At 69.9% G+C, this 19,695-nt stretch carries 17 protein-coding genes; 12 read left to right on the top strand and 5 right to left on the bottom strand.

Features of this window, described 5'->3' with window-relative positions; genetic code table 11:
- Positions 1–178: 178 nt before the first annotated feature.
- Together BJY18_RS30085 and metX are read left to right on the top strand one after the other, a co-directional pair.
- Positions 179–1,486 (top strand): bifunctional o-acetylhomoserine/o-acetylserine sulfhydrylase, encoded by a 1,308-nt coding sequence (locus BJY18_RS30085; protein ID WP_184783263.1) that lies wholly within the window; start codon positions 179–181, stop codon positions 1,484–1,486.
- Positions 1,483–2,616 carry a homoserine O-acetyltransferase MetX gene (gene metX / locus BJY18_RS30090; protein WP_184783264.1) on the top strand — a complete coding sequence of 378 codons (1,134 nt, stop codon included), beginning with the start codon at positions 1,483–1,485 and terminating at the stop codon, positions 2,614–2,616. Before BJY18_RS30085 ends, metX begins: the two co-directional genes overlap by 4 nt.
- A 56-nt stretch (positions 2,617–2,672) precedes the next feature.
- On the opposite strand, the gene BJY18_RS30095 is transcribed toward metX, so the two are convergent.
- Positions 2,673–3,446: an SGNH/GDSL hydrolase family protein gene (locus BJY18_RS30095; protein ID WP_184783265.1), complete on the bottom strand. Its 774-nt coding sequence runs from the start codon at positions 3,444–3,446 to the stop codon at positions 2,673–2,675.
- A 195-nt stretch (positions 3,447–3,641) separates the two neighbouring features.
- Here BJY18_RS30095 and BJY18_RS30100 point away from each other — a divergent pair, with 195 nt between their 5' ends.
- The 10 genes from BJY18_RS30100 (at position 3,642) to BJY18_RS30145 (ending at position 14,350) form a co-directional block, all read left to right on the top strand.
- Entirely contained in the window at positions 3,642–4,232 is a 591-nt protein-coding gene (locus BJY18_RS30100) for an SACE_7040 family transcriptional regulator (RefSeq protein ID WP_184783266.1), read from the top strand.
- Between the two features lie 54 nt (positions 4,233–4,286).
- A complete protein-coding gene (locus tag BJY18_RS30105) occupies positions 4,287–4,784 on the top strand; it encodes a hypothetical protein (protein ID WP_184783267.1) in 498 nt (165 codons plus the stop codon).
- Positions 4,785–5,004: 220 nt separating this feature from the next.
- Positions 5,005–6,618 (top strand): carboxyl transferase domain-containing protein, encoded by a 1,614-nt coding sequence (locus tag BJY18_RS30110; protein ID WP_184783268.1) that lies wholly within the window; start codon positions 5,005–5,007, stop codon positions 6,616–6,618.
- Between the two features lie 20 nt (positions 6,619–6,638).
- Positions 6,639–8,624, top strand: a complete 1,986-nt coding sequence (locus BJY18_RS30115) for an acetyl-CoA carboxylase biotin carboxylase subunit (RefSeq protein WP_184784936.1) — start codon at positions 6,639–6,641, stop codon at positions 8,622–8,624.
- Positions 8,621–9,781, top strand: a complete 1,161-nt coding sequence (locus BJY18_RS30120; RefSeq protein WP_184783269.1) for an acyl-CoA dehydrogenase family protein — start codon at positions 8,621–8,623, stop codon at positions 9,779–9,781. Before BJY18_RS30115 ends, BJY18_RS30120 begins: the two co-directional genes overlap by 4 nt.
- A gap of 162 nt (positions 9,782–9,943) precedes the next feature.
- Entirely contained in the window at positions 9,944–10,807 is an 864-nt protein-coding gene (locus BJY18_RS30125) for an SDR family oxidoreductase (RefSeq protein ID WP_184783270.1), read from the top strand.
- A 72-nt stretch (positions 10,808–10,879) separates the two neighbouring features.
- A complete protein-coding gene (locus BJY18_RS30130) occupies positions 10,880–11,935 on the top strand; it encodes an alpha/beta fold hydrolase (RefSeq protein WP_184783271.1) in 1,056 nt (351 codons plus the stop codon).
- 1 nt (position 11,936) lies between these two features.
- Positions 11,937–12,122, top strand: a complete 186-nt coding sequence (locus tag BJY18_RS30135; RefSeq protein ID WP_184783272.1) for a hypothetical protein — start codon at positions 11,937–11,939, stop codon at positions 12,120–12,122.
- A gap of 15 nt (positions 12,123–12,137) precedes the next feature.
- On the top strand, positions 12,138–13,406 hold the full coding sequence (locus tag BJY18_RS30140) for a DUF885 domain-containing protein (protein ID WP_312874126.1): 1,269 nt from the start codon (positions 12,138–12,140) through the stop codon (positions 13,404–13,406).
- Between the two features lie 332 nt (positions 13,407–13,738).
- Positions 13,739–14,350, top strand: coding sequence for a DUF4190 domain-containing protein (locus BJY18_RS30145; protein WP_184783273.1), 612 nt, complete (start codon positions 13,739–13,741; stop codon positions 14,348–14,350).
- Between the two features lie 18 nt (positions 14,351–14,368).
- Here BJY18_RS30145 and BJY18_RS30150 read toward each other — a convergent pair whose 3' ends face one another.
- The 4 genes from BJY18_RS30150 to BJY18_RS30165 form a co-directional block, all read right to left on the bottom strand.
- Entirely contained in the window at positions 14,369–15,679 is a 1,311-nt protein-coding gene (locus tag BJY18_RS30150; RefSeq protein ID WP_184783274.1) for an amidase, read from the bottom strand.
- An 89-nt stretch (positions 15,680–15,768) separates the two neighbouring features.
- Positions 15,769–16,980 (bottom strand): acyl-CoA dehydrogenase family protein, encoded by a 1,212-nt coding sequence (locus tag BJY18_RS30155; RefSeq protein ID WP_184783275.1) that lies wholly within the window; start codon positions 16,978–16,980, stop codon positions 15,769–15,771.
- A gap of 77 nt (positions 16,981–17,057) precedes the next feature.
- A complete protein-coding gene (locus BJY18_RS30160) occupies positions 17,058–18,353 on the bottom strand; it encodes an acyl-CoA dehydrogenase family protein (RefSeq protein ID WP_184784938.1) in 1,296 nt (431 codons plus the stop codon).
- Positions 18,354–18,478: 125 nt separating this feature from the next.
- Positions 18,479–19,657, bottom strand: a complete 1,179-nt coding sequence (locus BJY18_RS30165; protein ID WP_184783276.1) for a TetR/AcrR family transcriptional regulator — start codon at positions 19,655–19,657, stop codon at positions 18,479–18,481.
- Positions 19,658–19,695 lie beyond the last annotated feature (38 nt).

Genomic DNA, 19,695 nt, shown 5'->3' on the forward strand with positions numbered 1-19,695 from the left:
ACGGTAGAAGACCACGGCGGTTCCGCCACTCGCGGGCGCGCGGCGCCTGTGTCATCCGGTGGAGTAATTCTCCCATCTGCTGGGAACACTTGGGGTGGTTGCCGGGGCGCCGTTAGCGTCGCCGACACAGCCGTTCCCGCCGTTTTCAGCCGATTCCATTGACCCGCAAGGAGAAACGATGCCGGAAGAAACCTCGGCCTGGTCGTTCGAGACCAAGCAGATTCACGCGGGGGCGGCGCCGGACCCGGCCACCGGCGCCAGGGCGACACCGATCTACCAGACCACCTCCTACGTCTTCCGCGACACCCAGCACGGGGCCGACCTGTTCAGCCTCGCCGAGCCGGGCAACATCTACACCCGCATCAACAACCCGACCCAGGACGTGCTGGAGCAGCGGGTCGCCGCGCTCGAAGGCGGGGTCGCGGCACTCGCGTTCGCCTCCGGTTCGGCGGCCACCACGGCGGCGATCCTGAACCTCGCCGGTGCCGGCGACCACTTCGTGTCCAGCCCCTCGCTCTACGGCGGCACCTACAACCTGTTCCACTACACGCTGCCGAAGCTCGGCGTCGAGGTCACCTTCGTCGACGACCAGGACGACGCCGAGCAGTGGCGGGCCGCGGTCCGGCCGAACACCAAGCTGTTCTTCGCCGAGACGCTGGCCAACCCCGGCGGCAACGTGCTCGACATCCGCAAGGTCGCCGACGTGGCCCACGATGCCGGCGTGCCGCTGATCGTGGACAACACCGTGCCGACGCCCTACCTCGTGCGCCCGATCGAGCACGGTGCCGACGTGGTCGTGCACTCGGCCACGAAGTACCTCGGTGGCCACGGCACCACCGTCGCCGGTCTGCTGGTCGACGGCGGCACCTTCGACTTCGGGAAGGACCCGTCCCGCTTCCCCGGTTTCAGCGAGCCCGACCCGAGCTACCATGGTCTCAAGTACTGGGAAGCGCTCGGTGCGGGCGCGTACGTGGCGAAAGCGCGGGTGCAGATCCTGCGTGACACCGGCGCGGCGATCGCTCCGCTGAACAGCTTCCTCATCCTGCAGGGGATCGAGACGCTGTCGCTGCGGCTGGAGCGGCACGTGAGCAACGCACAGGCGCTCGCCGAGTGGCTGGAGCAGCGAGACGAGGTGGAGAAGGTCTACTACGCCGGCCTGCCCTCCAGCCCGTTCCACGCCGCGGCGCAGAAGTACCTGCCGCGCGGCGCGGGCGCGGTGCTGTCGTTCGACCTGCGCGGTGGCACCGAGGCGGGCCGCAAGTTCGTGGACGGCACCGAGCTGCACAGCCAGCTGGTCAACATCGGTGACGTGCGCAGCCTCATCGTGCACCCGGCCTCCACCACGCACAGCCAGCTCAGCGAATCCGAGCAGCTGGCCGCCGGGGTCACCCCGGGACTCGTACGGCTGTCGGTCGGGCTGGAGGGGCTCGAGGACCTCAAGGCCGACCTGGAGGCGGGCTTCCGGGCCGCCAAGGCGGAACTGTGACCGATCCCGGTACGGATCCCCTGCCCGTCACCGGTGCGTGGCGGGCAGGGGATCCACCCGGGCGGCGGCAGTGGTTCACCGGCCCCGGCGCGCTCGCGCTGGAGGCCGGCGGAACGCTGCCCGGCTACACCCTCGCGTACGAGACCTGGGGCACGCTCGCCCCGGACGCGTCCAACGCCGTGTTGATCGAGCACGCGCTCACCGGCGACAGCCACGTCGCCGGCCCGGCCGGCCCCGGCCACCCCAGTCCCGGCTGGTGGGACGGCCTGATCGGACCGGGCAAGGCCTTCGACACCGACGCCCTGTTCGTCGTCGCGGCGAACGTGCTCGGCGGCTGCCAGGGTTCCACCGGACCGGCCTCGCCCGATCCGGACGGCCGTCCGTGGGGCAGCCGCTTCCCGGTGGTCACCGCCCGGGACCAGGTACACGTCGAGGCCGCGCTGGCCGACGCGCTGGGCATCGAACGCTGGGCCGCGGTCGCCGGAGGTTCGATGGGAGGGATGCGAACTCTCGAATGGGCGATTTCGCATCCCGAACGGGTGGCCTCGGCCCTCGTCGTGGCATCGACCGCGCGGGCGTCGGCGGAGCAGATCGCCTGGGCCGCGCCCCAGCTGCACGCGATCCGCGCCGATCCGGGCTGGCACGGCGGCGATTACTACGCGGCCGCACCGGGTGCGGGCCCGCACCGTGGACTGGGGGTGGCGCGGCGGATCGCGCACGTGACCTACCGCAGTGAGGCCGAACTGGCCCGCCGGTTCGGCAGCCGTCCACAGGACGCCGAGGATCCGCTGCGCGGCGGCCGGTTCGCCGTCGAGTCCTATCTGGACCACCACGCGGACAAGCTGGCGCGCCGGTTCGACGCGGGCTCCTACGTGGTGCTCACCGAATCGATGAACACCCACGACGTGGGCCGCGACCGGGGCGGGGTCGCCGCCGCGCTGGGCCGGATCACCGCGCGGGTCGCGGTCGCCGGGGTGGACAGCGACCGGCTCTACCCGCCGTACCAGGCCGACGAGATCGCCGCGGGCACCGGCGGCACGGCCGCCGTGGTGACCTCGCCTTACGGCCACGACTCGTTCCTGCTGGAGACCGGCCAGCTCGCCGCCGTCGCGAAGAGTCTCCTGGGCTGAACGCCGTACAGGCCTCCTTCAGTGCTTTTCCGAAGGAGGCCTGTACGGACGGGAAATCAGCCGAGTGCCGAGGTGAGCGGCGTGTAGTAGCCGCCGCGCTGGCCGGCCGCGGTCGGGTGGTAGGACTCGTCGACCGGGTAGGTCAGGCTGTGCAGGTAGTCACTGGCCGAGGAGCAGATGTTGTGCCCGTCGAAGTCCGAACGGACGTCCACGAACTGCGCACCCGCCGCCGAGGCCCGTGACGAGAGCACCGAGGCCAGCGTGTCCGCGCCGGAGTTGATCGCGGACCGCTTCGCGTCGCTCAGCCCGACGTTGCACGAACCCGGCACGGTGTAGAAGCGCGGGTAGGACAGCACCACGAGCTTCGCGTCCGGCGCCTTGGACTTGACCGCGGCGTAGACCTTGTCCAGCAGCGCCGGCAGGGTGTCCTGGACGTAGCTCTTGGCCGTGTTCACCCGGTCGTTGCAGGCGTCGTCCCCGTTGAGGGTGCACGTGGTGATCACGTCGGTGAAGCCCGCGTCGTTGCCACCGACGGTCAGCGTGACCAGCGTGGCGTCCGAGGGCATCGAGTCGATCTGGGTCAGCACGTCCCCGGTCTTGGCGCCCGAGCAGGCGAGGAAGGTGAACGTGGTGCCCGAATGGGCGTTGGCGTACAGCTGGCCGTAGGCGTTCGCGCTGCGTTTGCAGCCGCCCGAATCGCCGTAGTCCCCGGCCCCCACGCCGGAGGAGTAGGAGTCGCCGAGTGCGACGTAACTGGTGGCCTCCACGGCGTTCGCGGTGCTCGCGAAGCCGAGTGAGGTGAGCAGAGCGACCCCCAGGGCCGCGCACATCCGGAGGATGTTTCGTGATGGTGGACGAGTGGCAGCAGCCATGGGTCACTCCTGTCGTGACAACTTGACGAGCTAAAGCAATACCAGGCGCAATCCCCACGGGGCACCCCAGAACAGCCAGTGACTCCAGTTGGCCCAAGCAGGAAGTCGTACCGGAAGTTAGCGCTCGCTAACCAGCCGCCCTACTATTGCCGGATGCCGGCGAATCCCACCCCACTCGTGCAAGGCGAGAAGGCGAACAGGCGGGAACAGATCATGGCGGCCGCCGCCGAACTGTTCGCCCACCACGGGTTCCACGGGGTGGGCATCGACGACATCGGCGCGGCGGTCGGCATCTCCGGACCCGCGCTGTACCGGCACTTCCGCAGCAAGGACGCCATCCTCGGGGAGATGCTCGGCTCGATCAGCCACTTCCTGCTCGAGGGCGGCACGGCGCGGGCGGACGCCGTCGGCACGTCCGGTGAGCTGCTGGCCGAGCTGGTCCGGTTCCACGTCGACTTCGCGCTCGAACATCCGGCGCTGATCACCGTGCAGGAGCGCAACCTCGCAAACCTGACCGACAGCGACCGCAGGCAGGTGCGGGCCCTGCAGCGGCAGTACGTCGAGGTGTGGGTGCGGGCGATCCGGGCCGCGGTGCCGAAGCTCGGCGAGCGCCAGGCCCGCTCGTCCGCACACGCCGTGTTCGGCTTGATCAACTCGACGCCGTACAACCGCCATCTCGGTGACGGGGAGCTGGCCGATCTGCTGTGCCGCCTTGCGCTCGGTGCGCTTTCCGCGGCGGGCTGAGCACCCGGATCCGGGGTATCCCCACGAGTGCCGGTGCTGGTGTTTGATAGGCACGTGACCCCGGATCGGAGCGAGGACGAGCAGCGGCTCGTGGAGAAGGCGCAGCGCGCGCTCGTCGCCATCAGCCTGGGCGAGGACGGCGGGGCGCTGGAGGAGATCACCCCCTCCGAAGGCGGGCCGGACGCCCGCGCCGAGGAGACCAAGGCGCTGATGATGCTGCTGTTCGGGGAGTGCAGCGCGATGGTGTCCACCCTCGGCGACGGCGGCACCGCGCCGGTCAAGGTCCAGGTCTTCGACGAGGCGGGGGAAGAGGTCTCCATCGACCAGGCCGACCCGCCGGTCCGCACCGCCGTGCGCACGCTGCTGGCGCAGGTGCACGGCAACAGCACCGCGGCGCGTGAACAGGTCGAGATCGCGCTGGCCAGCGCCGCGCCGGACGAGGTGGAGAGCCTGCTGCTGCAGGCCCTGCGCTGGACCATCCGGCTGTCGGCGGAATGCCTCGAACGGGACCTTCCGGTCGCGCCCTGGATCTCCGACGCCGTCTCCGGCTGAGGCTTCCGGTCGCACCTGCCGGGACGGCGAAGGCGTGTCCGAGGTAAACCCCCTGTTCGAGCGGTGGTCCGCTCGCTCTGTTCGGCAACGCTGATCGGCCGTGACCGGACCGGCCTGACCCGCCTGGGCGCGCGGCGATCGGGCCGGACTGGACACCCGCGTTAACGGCCACTAACATCGCCGGTGGAGTTAACGACCGCTAACGTCTCGACGGGGAGTCATGGACACGCCGGTACTGCGCAGTTCCGCGGATCCGCACAGCGAAACCTTCACCCGCAGCGTCACCTCGCACGGCGAGCTCGTCGAGGACCTGCGCAAGCGGCTGGCCTCGACCCGGCTCGGCGGGCCGGAGAAGTCCCGCACGCGGCACGTCGAGCGCGGCAAGCTGCTGCCGCGCGACCGGGTGGACACCCTGCTGGATCCGGGTTCGCCGTTTCTGGAGCTGTCGCCGCTGGCCGCGAACGGGTTGTACGACGACGAGGCACCCGCGGCCGGGATCATCACCGGTGTCGGGCGGGTCTCCGGCCGCGAATGCGTGATCGTGGCCAACGACGCCACGGTCAAGGGCGGCACGTACTACCCGATGACCGTCAAGAAGCACCTGCGCGCGCAGGAAGTCGCGCTGCACAACAACCTTCCGTGCATCTACCTGGTCGACTCCGGTGGCGCGTTCCTGCCGCGGCAGGACGAAGTGTTCCCGGATCGTGAGCACTTCGGCCGGATCTTCTACAACCAGGCGACCATGTCCGCGCGCGGAATCCCGCAGATCGCCGCGGTGCTGGGCTCGTGCACCGCGGGCGGCGCGTACGTGCCGGCGATGAGCGACGAAGCGGTGATCGTGCGCAACCAGGGCACGATCTTCCTCGGCGGCCCGCCACTGGTGAAGGCGGCGACCGGGGAGGTCGTCACGGCCGAGGAGCTGGGCGGTGGCGACGTGCACTCCCGCCAGTCCGGGGTCACCGACCACCTTGCCGACGACGACGCGCACGCGCTGCGCATCGTCCGCGACATCGTGTCCACGCTCGGCCCGCGCACCCCGCGGCCGTGGGACGTGCTGCCGGTCGAGGAGCCGGCGGCCGACCCGCGTGAGCTGTACGGCGTGGTGCCCACCGACTCGCGCACGCCCTACGACGTGCGCGAGGTGATCGCCCGGATCGTGGACGGCAGCCGGTTCTCGGAGTTCAAGAAGGAGTACGGCGCCACGCTCGTCACCGGGTTCGCGCACATCCACGGGCACCCGGTCGGCATCATCGCGAACAACGGCGTGCTGTTCGCCGAGTCCGCGATGAAAGGCGCGCACTTCATCGAACTGTGCGACCGGCGTTCGATTCCGTTGGTGTTCCTCCAGAACATCACCGGCTTCATGGTCGGCAGGGCGTACGAGGCCGGCGGGATCGCCAAGCACGGCGCGAAGATGGTCACCGCGGTGGCCTGCGCCCGGGTGCCGAAGTTCACCGTGATCATCGGGGGTTCGTTCGGTGCCGGCAACTACTCGATGTGCGGCCGGGCGTACTCGCCGCGGTTCCTCTGGATGTGGCCGAACGCCCGGATCTCGGTGATGGGTGGCGAACAGGCGGCCTCGGTGCTGTCCACCGTGCGGCGGGACGCGATCGAGGGCCGCGGCGATGAATGGTCCACTGAGGACGAAGAGACTTTCAAGGATCCGATCCGCGCGCAGTACGAGGAACAAGGCAGCCCGTACTACTCCACCGCGCGGCTGTGGGACGACGGCGTGATCGACCCGGCGGACACCCGCACGGTGCTCGGGCTTGCCCTGTCCACCGCGGCCAATGCGCCGCTGCCCGAGGTCAACTACGGCGTTTTCCGGATGTGATGAGCGTGTCCGACGGTTCTTTGTTCACCACTGTCCTGGTCGCCAACCGCGGCGAGATCGCGGTCCGCGTGCTGCGTTCCCTGCGCGAGCTCGGGATTCGTTCGGTCGCGGTCTACAGCGACGCGGACGCCGACGCCCGCCACGTGCGGGAGGCCGACACCGCGGTGCGCCTCGGTCCGGCCGAAGCGGCGAAGAGTTACCTGTCGATCCCGGCGATCGTTGCGGCCGCACGGGAAACCGGCGCGCAGGCAGTGCACCCTGGCTACGGCTTCCTCGCCGAGAACGCGGCGTTCGCGCGCGCGTGCCAGGAGGCCGGCCTGGTCTTCATCGGCCCTCCGCCGGAGGCGATCGAGAAGATGGGCGACAAGATCCGGGCCAAGGCCACGGTGTCCGCCGCCGGCGTTCCCGTGGTACCCGGAGCGTCCGATGTGGACATTCCGGAAGGCGGGTTCGCCGAGGCGGCCGCGCGGGTGGGCTATCCGCTGCTGCTCAAGCCGTCCGCGGGCGGTGGCGGCAAGGGTATGCGGCTGGTGCACGAGGAGTCCGAACTGGACGCCGCGGTGGAGTCCGCCCGCCGGGAGGCCAAGGGTTCGTTCGGGGACGACACGCTGCTGATGGAGCGGTTCGTCACCACTCCGCGGCACATCGAGATCCAGGTGCTGGCCGATGCGCACGGCACGGTGCTGCACCTCGGCGAACGCGAGTGCAGCCTGCAGCGGCGGCACCAGAAGATCATCGAGGAGGCGCCGTCGGTGCTGCTCGATGAGGGCACCCGGGCGAAGATGGGCGCCGCGGCGGCGGAAGCCGCTCGTTCGGTCGGCTACGTCGGTGCCGGCACGGTGGAGTTCATCATGTCCGCGCGCAACCCGGACGAGTTCTTCTTCATGGAGATGAACACCCGGCTGCAGGTGGAGCACCCGGTCACCGAAATGGTGACCGGACTGGACCTGGTCGCCTGGCAGGTACGGGTGGCCGCCGGGCAGCCGCTCACGCTGGCGCAGGAGGACGTGCGGCTCGAGGGGCACGCGATCGAAGCCCGGGTCTACGCCGAGGATCCCGCGCGGAGTTTCATCCCGACCGGGGGCACGGTGCTGTCCGTGCACGAGCCGTCCGGCGAAGGTGTGCGGGTGGACTCGTGGATGGCCGACGGTGCGGTGATCGGCACGAACTACGATCCGATGCTGGCCAAGGTCATTGCCTACGGTCCGGATCGCGCGGCCGCACTGCAGAAGCTCGATCGGGCGCTGGCCGGGACGGCCCTGCTGGGGGTCGGCACGAACCTCGCGTTCCTGCGTGCGTTGCTCGCCGACGAGGACGTGCGGGCCGGACGGATGGACACCGAACTGGTCGACCGTCGACTGTCCGAATTGGTCTCCTCGGCGGTGCCGCCGGAGTTCTTCGTGGCCGCTGCAGTGGATCGGCTGCTGTCCCTGCAGCCCTCGGGTGACGTCGTGGACCCGTGGGAGGTGCCGTCCGGCTGGCGGCTCGGCAGCCCCGGCGGAGTGGTGTTCCGCTTGCGTACGGGGGAAACCCAGGCGGTGGTCCGGGTGACCGGGACACCGTCGGCGGCCTCGGTCCAGGTGGAGGACGCCGCGCCGGTCGAGGTCTCCGCGAGCCGGAGCGGGGGTCTGCTCGAGGTCCGCCGCGCCGGCGGGATCGAGCGGTACCGGCGGGCGGACGGTCCGGAAAGGACGGTCTGGTTGTCCCGTGAGGGACGGGCTTGTGCGTTCGCCGACCAGGAGGTCTCGCTGTCCGCGCGCGGCGAGGCCGCCGGGGCCGGACCGGTGAAAAGCCCGATGCCGGGCACCGTGCTGGTGGTGAAGGTCGCCGAGGGCGACGTGGTGAGCGCCGGGACGCCGTTGCTGGTCGTCGAGGCGATGAAGATGGAACACACCGTGACCGCGCCGATCGACGGCGTGGTGAGTGAACTGCCCGCACGCGTCGGAGCGCAGGTCGCACTGGACGAGACGCTGGCCGTGGTCAGCGCCGCAGAGGAGAAACCGTGATCGACTTCCGGCTGGACGAGGAATACGAAGCGCTTCGCAAGACCGTCGAGGACTTCGCGAACACCGAGGTCGCGCCGGTGATCGGGCCGCTGTACGAAAAGGAAGCCTTCCCCTACGCCCTGGTCGGCAAGATGGGCGAGATGGGCTTGTTCGGGCTGCCCTTCCCGGAGGAGTTCGGCGGGATGGGCGGGGACTACTTCGCCCTGTGTCTCGCGTTGGAGGAACTGGCCCGGGTCGATTCGTCCATGGCGATCACCCTGGAGGCCGGCGTTTCCCTCGGGGCGATGCCGATTTACCGCTTCGGCACGCCGGAGCAGAAGCAGCAGTGGCTGCCCGCGCTGTGTTCCGGCGAGGCGCTCGGCGGCTTCGGCCTGACCGAACCGGGCGGCGGCTCGGACGCCGGGGCCACCCGCACCCGGGCCCGGCTCGACGGCGGCGACTGGGTGATCAACGGCAGCAAGGCGTTCATCACCAACTCCGGCACCGACCTCACGCGGCTGGTCACGGTCACCGCGGTGACCGACGTGATGGAGAACGGCCGCAAGGAGATCTCCGCGATCATCGTGCCGTCCGGCACACCGGGGTTCGACGTGGCGCCGAAGTACTCGAAGGTCGGCTGGAACTGCTCGGATACCCATGAACTGTCCTTCTCCGACGTCCGGGTGCCCGAGGAGAACCTGGTCGGCCAGCGTGGCCGCGGTTACGCGCAGTTCCTGTCCATTCTGGACGAAGGCAGGGTCGCGATCGCCGCGGTGAGCGTGGGTCTGGCCCAGGGCTGTGTGGACGAGTGCCTGCGGTACGCGAAGGACCGGGTCGCGTTCGGCCACCGGATCGGCGAGTACCAGGCGATCCAGTTCAAGATCGCGGACATGGAGGTCCGGGCGCACACCGCGCGCCTTGCCTACTACCAGGCGGCGTCGAAGATGCTGCGGGGCGAGCCCTTCAAGAAGGAAGCCTCCATCGCGAAGCTGGTCGCGTCGAACGCGGCGATGGACAACGCCCGCGACGCCACCCAGGTCTTCGGCGGCTACGGGTTCATGAACGAATCGCCGGTCGGTCGCTTCTACCGGGACGCGAAGATCCTGGAGATCGGCGAGGGCACCAGCGAGGTGCAGCGGATGCTGATCGCCCGGCACCTGGGCGTCGGCGCGGCCTGACACGGCTTTTCCGTGGTCGTGGGCCGTTCACGGACGTGGATCAGCTCGCGGACCTCGGCGGCTCGCGACGTCCGGCGAGTGGTCCGGGCTGGCGTCACCGGCCGATCCGGCGCACACTGTTGACCCAACGCCAACAGTGTGCGGCACCCGGAGGAGGAGCTCATGGCCAGGCAACCGCGTTCGCTCGCCGGCAAGGTCGTCGTCATCACCGGCGGAGCGCAGGGCATCGGCGCGGCCACCGGGACCGCGCTGCACCGGCTCGGCGCGCGCGTGGTGCTCGGCGACCTTGATCAGGTGCGGGCCGAGAAGACCGCCGACGAACTGGGACCCGACGTGGTACCGCTGCCGCTCGACGTCACCGACACCGCGGCGTTCACCGCCTTCCTGGACGAGGTCGAGCAGCGGGTCGGCCCGATCGACGTGCTGATCAACAACGCCGGCATCATGCCGCTCGCGCTGCTCGAGGAGGAGGACGACGCGACCACCCGGCGGATACTGGAGATCAATCTGCACGCGGTCGTGCACGGTACCCGGGAAGCGGTGCGGCGGATGAAGCCGCGGCGCAGCGGGCACATCGTGAACCTCGCGTCGATCGCGGGCAAGTCCGGCTTCGCCGGCGCGGCCACCTACTGCGCGAGCAAGCACGCCGTGGTCGGGCTGTCCGAGTCCGTGCACCTGGAACTGCGGGGCAGCGGAGTCGACGTGTCGTGCGTGCTGCCCGCGGTGGTGCGGACCGAGCTGGCGTCCGGGCTGGGGGAGGCGCGGTTCGTCAAGTCGGTCAAGCCGGAGGACGTCGCCGCGGCGATCGTGGACGCTCTCCGGTATCCGAAGTTCGACGTGTTCGTGCCGAAATCGCTCGACCTCACCGGCCGGTTCACCCGGCTCTTCCCGCGTTCGGCGGCGGAGTGGTTCATGCGTGCGCTGGGTGGTGACCGGCTGTTGTCCTCGGCAGTGCATTCGCCTGCCAGGGCGGAGTACGAGAGCCGTGCCGCCCGCAGTGCCCCGGCGTCCGATTCGCGGGAGTAGCGGTGGTGTGTTGAAGCCGCGCTCGCCGGCACGGCAAGATGCCTGGAGACGACGAGTCCCAGGAGGCGCGACATGGTTTCCCCACCGGCACGGCTGGCCGCTGCCGCGGCCAACGTCGTGGGCAAGGTGTTCCACGGTGGGGTCGCCGACCTCCGGCCGATGCCGCGGGTGCTGATCGACCAGGGCCCGAACCGTTCGCTCTACCGGATGACGCATGCCGCCGGAGAGGCGTCCGGGCCGCCGGTGCTGCTCGTGCCTCCGCTGGCCGCGCCCGCGTTGTGCTTCGACCTGCGCCGCGGCTGCAGCCTGGCCGAGCACCTGGTGGACGCCGGGCGCCGGGTGTATCTCGTGGACTACGGCATGGTCGCCTTCTCCGACCGGAGGCTGGGCATCGAGCACTGGATCGACGAGGTGCTTCCCCGCGCGATCCGCAGGGTGAGCGAGGACGCCGGGGGACAGGGCGTGCACCTGGTGTCGTGGTCGCTCGGCGGGATCTTCTCCATGCTGGTCGACGCCGACCAGCCGGACCTGCCCATCGAGTCGATCACCGCGATCGGCTCGCCGGTGGACTTCACCGCGATCCCGATCGTCGCGCCATTCCGCCCGCTGGTGGACCTCACCGGCGGGCATCTGCTGACCCCGGTGTACCGCGCTTTCGGCGGGGCACCGTCCTATTTGGTCACTCGCGTGTTCCGGGCCACCGGGATCTCCAAGGAGATCACGAAACCGCTGGCCATCCTGAAGAACCTCGACGACCGCGACTACCTCGCGCAGATCGAGGCAGTGGACCACTTCATGGACAACATGTACGCCTACCCCGGCCGCACGTTCGGGCAGCTGTACCACCGGCTGTTCCGCACCAACGACCTGGCCGAGGGCGCCGTGGACCTGGGTGGCCGGAAGATCAGCCTGTCCGGGGTGAAAGCCCCGATGCTCGTCGTGGCCGGCGAAACCGACACCATCGCGCCGCGGGCCTCGGTGGAACGCGTGGTGCCGCTGCTGGACAAGGCCGCGTCCGTCACGTTCCGCACCGCACCCGGCGGTCACCTCGGCGTGCTCACCGGCCGCCGGGCCCGCGGCACGACGTGGCGGTACCTGGACGAGTTCCTGGACGGACAGCACAGCTGAGGTGACCGGCCTCGCCCAGTTGGCCGACGACCTGGTCGACGTCCAGCTCGACCGGTTCCCGACCGCCGCGAGCCTGCTGGGCAGACCGGGCCGGGACCACCTGCTGCCCGACTACAGCGATCCGGCCGAAGCGGCATACTCCGTGGCGCGGGCTTGGGCGGCGATTCACCGCAGCCGGATGGCATAGCTGTCGTCGGTCCGGATCACCGGCGACGGCGCGAATCACCGGGCCCGGCTGTGCGGACTGCCGGCTGTGCTCGAAACCCTGTCCGAACGGCACCGCGCTGGTCTCGAGGCCGGCCGCGCGCCGGTCGCGCACCTGGTGCGGGCCGCGGTCGCACACGTGGATGCCCAAGTGGCGAATCCCGCTTCGCTGCAACGGTCACTGGCGGGCGACTTGGTCCACACCACTGTGCGGCCAGCGCTCATCCGGTACCGGGATTTCCTCGTGCGGGAGGTACTGCCACGTAGCCGCGGTCCACAGCACGCCGGGTTGTGCTGGCTGCCGGATGGAGAAGCCTTCTACCGTACGGCGATCCGGCGGTACACCACCACGGATCGCGACGCGGAAGCGGTGCACCGGGCAGGTTTGACCGCCGTCGCCGCGCTGGCCGACGAATACCGGGAAATCGGCTCGCGGGTGTTCGGGACCGCGGACCTGACAGAGATCTTCGCGCGGCTCCGCGGCGATCCCGCCTTGCGGTGGGAGAGTGGAGCGGATTTGCGTGCCGTCGCCGAACAGGTGGTCCGGCGGGCCGAAGCCGTCGCCCCGAAGTGGTTCCGGACGTTGCCGGGGCAGGCTTGCGCGGTCGAGGAGCAGCCGTCCGCCGTCTCGCCGACCACACCGCCGTACTACTTGAAGGGCTCGGCCGACGGCGCCCGGCCCGGCACCTACTTCGTGAATTCGCAACGCCTTTCGGAGAAATTGCGCAGCCGGATCGAAGCGAGTGCTTTCCACGAAGCAGTTCCCGGGCACCATCTGGAAATTGCCAGTGGCCAGTCGCGGGGTGAACTGCCGTTACTGCGCACGACCGCCGGACTGTCCGCGTTCGCCGAGGGCTGGGCCGTCTACGCGGAACGGCTGGCCGATGAAATGGGCCTGTACTCCGGCGACGTGGCGAGGCTGGGAATGCTGGAAATGGAGTCCCGCCGCGCCGGCCGCCTGGTGGCCGACACCGGATTGCACGCCCGCGGCTGGAGTCGCGGCGACGCCGTACGCTACCTGCGCCGGCACACCCCGATGACTCTCGGCGAGGTCGAATCCGAAACCGACCGCTACCTTTCCGTGCCGGGCCAGGGACTGGCGTATCTGACCGGAAAGCTGGAAATCCAACGCCTCCGCACGAAAGCCGAAACGGCGCTGGGTCCGCACTTCGACGTGCGCGACTTCCACGAGGCGCTACTGCGCAACGGCCGCCTGCCACTGACCACCCTGGCCCGGGAAATCGAGGGCTGGCTCGCTTCGGTGTGATCGGAATGTGGTGTCTGCCGTTGGCGACAGGTACAAGACGCTCTGGACTGTTCCGGTGGGAGTCTGGAGGTGTTGGGTCGTGGTTCCGACGGCGTGTCCGACGTGTGGTGAGCCGAATCCGGGTGATCCGTGTCGTCGTTGCGGCGCGGGGATCATCGAGCCGCCGCCTCCGCCGCCGAGGCGGAAGCGGTGAACGGCGAAACCGCGATGCGGTTGCCGAGGTGACGAAATACCGGCCGTCCCGGGCAGGAAGCAACGTGACCGCGGTCGCGTAACGAATGCGCGGTCCGATACGACCAGTTCGTGCATCCATCGAGCACGAAAGGCCCTTGATGTCCACCTCCGCCCATCCCCAGCACCAGCACGCACCGCAGCCGCCGACGCCGCCGAAGAACGGGCTCGGCACCGCAGGATTCGTGCTCGGGCTGCTCGGCCTGATCTTCTCGTTCATCCCGATCATCGGGGTCGTCGCGTGGCCGCTGGTGATCCTCGGCATCGTCTTCGCCGCGGTCGGGCTGACCCGGATCCGGGCCGGCAAGGCCACGAACAAGGGAATGGCCATTGCCGGGCTGGTTCTCTCGGTTCTCGGCCTGGTCATCGCCATCGTGTGGACGGCGGTGTTCGCCAAAGCGGTCGACGACGTGAACACCGAGGCGAACCGCGCCGTGACCGTGCACTACGAGGTGACTGGCACCGCGAAGGACGCCTCGGTCACCTACACCACGCTCGGGGACGGCGGCAGCTCGGTGAGCCAGGAACAGCCGAAAACCCTGCCCTGGACCAAGGACCTCACCGCGAAGGGGCTGCTCAAGGGCGGCAGCCTGACGGTCACGACCGGAATGAGCGGCGGCGAGGTCACCTGCAAGGTCGTGGTCGACGGGAAGGAAGCCAAGACTTCCACCGCGTCCGGGAACTTCGCCACCGCTTCGTGCGACGGGTTCTGACCGGCACCGCGGATCGATTCACGAAGGCCTGGGTGAGCCCTGCCCGAGGGCGAGGGCCTTCTCGAAGTGGGCCGCGGCCTGCAGCAGATGGTGCTCCTGCCAGGGAGCCGCAGTCAGCTGCAGGCCGACGGGCATTCCCGAGCGCGGGTGCGTGCCACACGGCAGGCTCAGCGCCGGGCCGCCGTAGCAGGACCAGACGTAGCAGAACCTGCCGATCTCCTGGGTCGAGGCGACCAGGTCGACCGCGTCCCGGCGCGGCACGTCGACTGGGATCGTCGGGGTGAGCACCACATCGCAGGTCTCGAACAGCGCGTCGACCTGCCGGCGGAAATCCCGTTGCCACTCCCGCGCACGGGCAGCTCGACCTGCGGTGACGCCTTGTCCGATACGCAAGCGCCGCAGCACGTCCGCGTCGATCGTGTCCGGCTCGTCCCGGAGCCGCCGTGCATGTACCGCCACCGCCTCGGGGTACATGATCTCGAGCATCTTTTCCTGCGCCAGCGCGGCTCCGGGCACTTCGATCTCGCGGGCTCCGGTCAGCTTTTCGACGGCCGAATCGACGACGCTCCGCACACCCGGGTCGACGTGTTCGCGGAAGAACCCTCCGGCGACGCCGATCCGCAGGCCGTCGATCCCGTTGTCCAGCAAGGAATCCACTGGTACGCGCTCGTGATCCACCGATGTCGGGTCCTGCGGGTCATGCCAGTCCAAGGTCGCCAGCACCGCCGCGGCAGTGCGGACGTCCCGGGCGATCGGCGTCACCGTGTCGAAGGACTTGCCGACCGGCAGCACGCCGCGGTTGGAAACACGGCCCAGCGTCGGCCGGATGCCCACGACACCGTTGACCGCGGCCGGAACGCGGCCGGATCCGCCAGTGTCCGTGCCCAGTGACACCGTCGACATACCGCTGGCGACGGCGACTCCGGAACCGCTGCTGGAGCCACCCGAGATGAAGCGCGCGTCACGGGCGTTGCGCGCGTCGCCGAAGGCGTCGTTGCGGCCGACGACGCCCATCGCGAACTCGGCCATGTTGTTCTTCGCGACGATCACCGCGCCCGCGGCACGCAGCAGCCGGGTCACGGTGGCGTCTTCGACCGCTGGTTCCCGCCCATGATGCGGGGATCCAGCGGTGCTCAGCACGCCCGCGACGTCGATGTTGTCCTTGAGGCTCACGGTGATCCCGTGCAGCGACCCGCCGGGCGCGGCTTCGGCCTGCGCGGCTTCCGCGAGCGCGGATTCGTCCAGCGTCCTGATCAACGCGTGCAGCTGCGGGTTCCGCTCCCGCGCCAGCCTCAGCTGCTCCTCGACCAGCGAGCGCACCGAACCCACGTCACCACCACCGCCCGCAGACCTTCAACCGCACCCAGCCCCGCGTCGGGACGGAGGTATCGTTCACACAAGGCCTACCACACCCCGAGCTACTTCAACTGCGCCGAAGTCTTCCCCAGCACCCGCCGGGCCACGATCAGCTGCTGGATCTGCTGCGTCCCCTCGAAGATGTCCAGGATCTTCGCGTCGCGGGACCACTTCTCCAGCAGGGACTCCTCGGTGTAGCCGTAAGAGCCGGCCAGTTCGACGCACTTGAGGGTGACGTCCACGACCGTGCGGCCGGCCTTGGCCTTCGCCATCGAGGCCTGCAGGGAGTTCGGCTTGCGGTTGTCCGCCATCCACGCCGACTCCATGGTCAGCAGGTAGGCCGCTTCGTAGTCGGCCTCCAGTTGCAGGAAGGTCGCGGCGGCGGCGTGCTGGGTCTGCGCCGGACGGTCGTAGTCGACGGGTACGCCGGATTCGGTCAGGATGCGGCGGGTTTCGTCCAGTGCCGCGCGGGCCACGCCGATGGCCATCGCGGCGACCAGGGGGCGGGTGTTGTCGAAGGTCTGCATGACCCCCGCGAACCCCTTCGCCGTGTCGATGTCCGGGGTGCCCAGCAGGTTTTCCTTGGGCACGCGGCAGTTCTCGAAGCGCAGCACCGCGGTGTCGGAAGCGCGGATGCCCAGTTTGTGCTCCACGCGTACCACTTCGAAACCGGGGGTGCCCTTCTCCACCACGAAAGACTTGATCGCGGCCCGGCCCTTCGACCGGTCCAGCGACGCCCAGACGACCACGGCGTCGGCACGCTGGCCGGAGGTCACGAAGATCTTCTCGCCGTTGAGGATGTAGTCGTCACCGTCCACAGTGGCCGTGGTGGTGATCGCCGCGGAGTCCGAACCGCAGTCCGGCTCGGTGATCGCCATCGCGGCCCAGACACCCTTGAACCGCTCCAGCTGCTCGTCCGTGGCGACCGAGCCGATCGCCGCGTTGCCGAGTCCCTGCCGCGGCATGGACAGCAGCAGCCCGACGTCGCCCCAGCACATCTCGATCGTGCCGAGCACCACGTTCAGGTTGGCGCCGTTGCGGTTTCCCTTGGCCTCGTCGTCCTTTCCGGACCGGCGCACGCCGGCCGCGCCGGCGCCGCCCTCGCCGGAGGAGTTCAACCCGTCCAGCAGCGCCGCGAACATGTCCAGTTCGGACGGATAGGTGTGCTCCGCGCGGTCGTACTTGCGCGAGATCGGCCGGAACACCTCGGCCGCGGCCTGGTACGCCTGGTTGACCAGTGCGCCGGCCTTCTTCGGAACCTCAAGATTGATCATGACTGAACCTTTCGGGGGTCGTGAGTGGCAATTCCGGTTCTGACCAGCCGGTGAGAACCCGACTCAGCACTCACGAGTCAGAGGAGGACGGCGCCTTCCATGACGCCGATCGCGCGCAGGTCGCGGTACCAGCGCTCCACCGGATGCTCCTTGACGAAGCCGTGCCCGCCGAGCAGCTGCACGCCCGCGTTGCCGATCTGCATCCCCTTGTCGACAGCCAGTTTCCGGGCCAGCGCGGCCTCCCGCGCGTACTCCTTGCCCTGTTCGGCGCGGGCTGCCGCGCGGAGAGTGACCAGGCGCAGCCCCTCCAGTTCGATCGCGATGTCGGCGACCGAGAACGCCACCGCCTGCCGGTGGCTGATGGGCTCGCCGAAGGCGGTGCGCTCGTTCACGTACGGCACCACGTAGTCCAGCACCGCTTTGCCGACGCCGGCCGCCAGCGCCGCCCAGCCGAGCCGGGAAAGCCGGACCACTTCGGTGAAAACGTCCGCCTTGCCACCGCCGAGCAGCGCGCCTGCCGGCAGCGCGACTTTCTCCAGGTGCAGTTTGCCGGTGGCCGCGCCGCGCAGCCCCATCGCGGGTTCGGACTCGATGGTCACACCCGCGCTGGACGATTCCACGAGGAACAGGGCCGGCCCGCGACCTTCCAGATCGGCCGAGACGAGGAACAGTTCCGCCTGCGCCGCCCGTGGCACGAGCGACTTCACGCCGTCGAGCTGGTAACCCTTCGGCGTGCGCTTTGCTTTGGTGGCGGGCTTGAACGGGTCGAACAGCGGCGTGCGCTCCAGCAGCGCGAGCGCCGCGGCCGGCACCTGGTCACCGGTGAAGGCCGGCACGTAGTCGGCCTGCTGCTGCTCGTCGCCCCAAGCGACCAGCGCGGTGCTCACCGCCGACGGCGCGAGCACGGCGACCGCCAGCCCGAGGTCGCCGTGCGCGAGAGCCTCCGCGACCAAGGCGTTGGTGACGACGGACCGTTCGCTGCCCGCCCCGCCCAGCTCCTCCGGGATGCCGACGAGGCTGACGCCCAGCTCCGCCGCCCGGCTCAGCAGGCCTTCGGGGGCTTCGAGCTTCGCGTCCGCGTCGGCCGCGGCCGGCCGCAGCTGCTCGGCGGCGAACTCACCCACCGTTTCCACGATGAGCTGCTGCTCCTCGCTCGGCGTGAGGTCGAACAGCCCGGTGTCGCCGGCCGGAGCGAGCCGGGCGGGTGTGTTCCGCCGCTGCGCCGAGGTGAACGATCTGGTCGCCGCCCCGGCCATCCGGAAACCGTTGCGGGTGCCCGTCTTGACCAGATTCTGCACCGGCTCGCGCAACCCGGCCCGGTCGAGCACCTTGCTCCCGGCCAGCCGGGTGAGCGCGGCCAGGCCGATGCCCATCGCGTCTCGTTTCCTTGGCGCAGCCATGTCGCCCTCTCCGTCGCCTACCTACTGACGAGTAGGTTAGCGCGCGGTGGCGGACCGCGCCAGTGCGGGTTCCCTCGTCGGGTCGTCCTCGCCGGGGCTCAGCCGAGGCCGAGCACGGCGTACAGCAGTTCGGTCAGCTCGGCCGGCAGGTCAGGCCGGGTTTTGACGCGACCGGTGCGGCTGAGGTCGTTGGCGATGGTGAGCGCGGCGTGCACGCGGATCTTCGCCTCGCGGGCCGGCAGGCCGGGGAACGCGGCACCGAGCAACGTGACCCACTGCGCCACGTAGTCGCGCTGGACGCGCAGCAGATCGGCCTTGTCACGGTCGGGCATGGTGGCCCGGTCGGCGCCGAAGGAGACCAGCAGTTCCGGCGTGTGCAGCAGGGTTCGCACATAGGATGCGGCGAGCCGGCGCAATCCGGTCTGTTCGTCCGGCGCCTGCAGTGCCTGCTCGGCGGCCAGTGCCAGCCGGTCGGCGGCACGGTGGCCGATCGCCACCATCAGCGCGGCCTTGCTCGGGAAATGGCGGTACACGCTGGGCCCGGCGATGCCCGCCGCGGCGCCGATGTCCTCCATGCTCACCGCGTGAAAGCCGCGCTCGCCGAACAGGGCGGTGGCGGCGGCCAGCACCTGCTCGCGCCGCGAAGGTGTGCCGATTCCGCTCCCGGCCGCGGGCGCGGGCTCGCTTTCCGGCAGCGAAGTGCCGAGGACCGCCTCCGCGAGCTCGACCAGCAACGGCACGAACCGCTTGCGGGCCACCGTGGTGTGGTGCACCGCGACGCTGCCGAACACCGACAACGCCGCCCAGCACAGCAGTTCGGCATCCTCGGTGGTCAGGTCGGGACGCTGCGCGAGAACCGCCTTCGTCCACGCCGCCAGCACCGCGCCGGAGCGGCGGCGGATCTCGCGCCGTTGCTCGCGCGGCAGGTGTGGTCCTTCCCACCGCCACAGCGCGGCGATCTCCCGTCGTTCCACCGCCTGCGTCGCCAGCCCGGTGAGCAGCGCGCTCACCTGCTGTGCGGGCGGGTCCGAATCGGCCAGCGCGGTCGCGGTGACGGCCTCCATGTCGTCGATGCCACCCAGCACGACGTAGGTGAGGATCGCCTGTTTGTCGGCGAAATGCCGGTACAGGGCCGGGCCGGTGACCCCGGCCGCGGCGGCGATGTCGTTGATCCCCACCCCGTGGAACCCGCGCACGCGAAACAGCCCGGCGGCCACCGCGGCGAGCTGGGCCTTGCGGTCGCGAGGTCGCGGGGCGCGAGCGGGAGGGGTACTCATGGTGAACCGACCATAGCGCCTATCGGACTCGGCACAAC

The organism is Amycolatopsis jiangsuensis (assembly GCF_014204865.1).
Lineage (GTDB): Bacteria > Actinomycetota > Actinomycetes > Mycobacteriales > Pseudonocardiaceae > Amycolatopsis > Amycolatopsis jiangsuensis.

Coding starts and splice junctions, on each gene's coding strand:
- BJY18_RS30085 (WP_184783263.1), top strand. CDS start 179: ATGCCGGAAGAAACCTCGGCCTGGTCGTTCGAGACCAAGCAGATTCAC.
- BJY18_RS30095 (WP_184783265.1), bottom strand. CDS start 3,446: ATGTGCGCGGCCCTGGGGGTCGCTCTGCTCACCTCACTCGGCTTCGCG.
- BJY18_RS30100 (WP_184783266.1), top strand. CDS start 3,642: ATGCCGGCGAATCCCACCCCACTCGTGCAAGGCGAGAAGGCGAACAGG.
- BJY18_RS30110 (WP_184783268.1), top strand. CDS start 5,005: ATGGACACGCCGGTACTGCGCAGTTCCGCGGATCCGCACAGCGAAACC.
- BJY18_RS30125 (WP_184783270.1), top strand. CDS start 9,944: ATGGCCAGGCAACCGCGTTCGCTCGCCGGCAAGGTCGTCGTCATCACC.
- BJY18_RS30130 (WP_184783271.1), top strand. CDS start 10,880: ATGGTTTCCCCACCGGCACGGCTGGCCGCTGCCGCGGCCAACGTCGTG.
- BJY18_RS30145 (WP_184783273.1), top strand. CDS start 13,739: ATGTCCACCTCCGCCCATCCCCAGCACCAGCACGCACCGCAGCCGCCG.
- BJY18_RS30155 (WP_184783275.1), bottom strand. CDS start 16,980: ATGATCAATCTTGAGGTTCCGAAGAAGGCCGGCGCACTGGTCAACCAG.
- BJY18_RS30160 (WP_184784938.1), bottom strand. CDS start 18,353: ATGGGCATCGGCCTGGCCGCGCTCACCCGGCTGGCCGGGAGCAAGGTG.
- BJY18_RS30165 (WP_184783276.1), bottom strand. CDS start 19,657: ATGAGTACCCCTCCCGCTCGCGCCCCGCGACCTCGCGACCGCAAGGCC.